At 25.4% G+C, this 1233-nt stretch carries 2 protein-coding genes; both read left to right on the plus strand.

Features of this window, described 5'->3' with window-relative positions:
* The first annotated feature begins 179 nt into the window (after positions 1–179).
* Positions 180–560: a hypothetical protein gene (locus B9N71_RS12330; RefSeq protein ID WP_065608882.1), complete on the plus strand. Its 381-nt coding sequence runs from the start codon at positions 180–182 to the stop codon at positions 558–560.
* A 152-nt stretch (positions 561–712) separates the two neighbouring features.
* The coding region (locus B9N71_RS12335) for an SMI1/KNR4 family protein (protein WP_085166113.1) at positions 713–1233 on the plus strand (521 nt) is incomplete at its 3' end.

Genomic DNA, 1233 nt, shown 5'->3' on the forward strand with positions numbered 1-1233 from the left:
TATTACACACTAAATGGCGGTTTATGCGATTTCAGTTCTTTTGTTTTTTTCTATCGTCATAATCCGCTGATTGTTATTTGAATTCGATGCTAAATTTTTTGACCGTGATATTTGTCTTCTATGATTTTTGTTTATATCATAAAGGCGATTTTTGTCCATTTTTTTGCGAAAATTAAATAATGAAAAATAATTATTTATTTAAACACCTAATCAATAAAGAAATTATTTCGGACTTTGAGAAGAATGATATTTTTCTGAGTATGTTAAATATTATACATACAGGAAATTTACTATTATATACAACCTGCTTTGATAATTTAATCCCTTATTTTACAAAGGAAAAATATTATATTGCACATAAATTAATTTCTTACAAGGGGAAAAAAATAATAATAAAAGGAGAAATGTTTAAAGTTTCAAAAAGTGAACTGTTAAATTTTATTCAAAAATCAATAAATATTAGCGATATGCGAGAATTTTTGATTTCACCAATTTCGACCAATAATAAAAAAGAAATTCTATATTTAACAGAAGATTTATATTATTTATATGAATCTTAGTTTTATTTAACTATATATATCGAAAATAAACACGTCATATTTTATCTGAAACAGCTAAAAAATCACAGAGAAAATGGTAATTAACAGGTAGAAAACCGAGATCAACAAACAAAGGCTGTTAATTAAATATGAAATATATTTAGGAAAAGAATATGCTTAATAAAGATAATTTTTATAAATGTGAGAAAAAAATATCTATTGATGACTTACATGCTTGTGAGAATAAGCTAGGTATTACGATTCCAAACTCTTTAAAAGAGCTATATCTTAATTGCAATGGCGGAATGGTATATAAAGATATTTGGAAAACAACTGTCCCTCCATATAAACTCCAAATCTCAATATTTATTCCAATAAAATATAACAAAGATTTTAGAAATGATCCGGATTTTTTGATAGAAGGAACAGCTTCGAAATTTTGGGATAACGAAAACTTACCTAAAGAATTATTGCCTTTTGCTCTTGATTACAGCAATGGTTTTTTGTGTATAAATATTAATACTGGTGCGATATATCAATATCTCAGACTAGAATGGGACGATACGCTAAATACAGAACAAAATTTTAAAAAAAATAGCATTTATTTATCTGATTCATTAGAAAATTTTTTAAATGCTTTAACTTATGATGAAGAGCAAAGCAATGCAGAAACCGTTGAAGATGAAGATATTAA

This window comes from Gilliamella bombi, assembly GCF_900103255.1.
Classification (GTDB): domain Bacteria; phylum Pseudomonadota; class Gammaproteobacteria; order Enterobacterales; family Orbaceae; genus Gilliamella; species Gilliamella bombi.

Excerpts from the sequence above, each read along its gene's own strand:
- B9N71_RS12330 (WP_065608882.1), top strand. The coding sequence starts at position 180 with ATGAAAAATAATTATTTATTTAAACACCTAATCAATAAAGAAATTATT.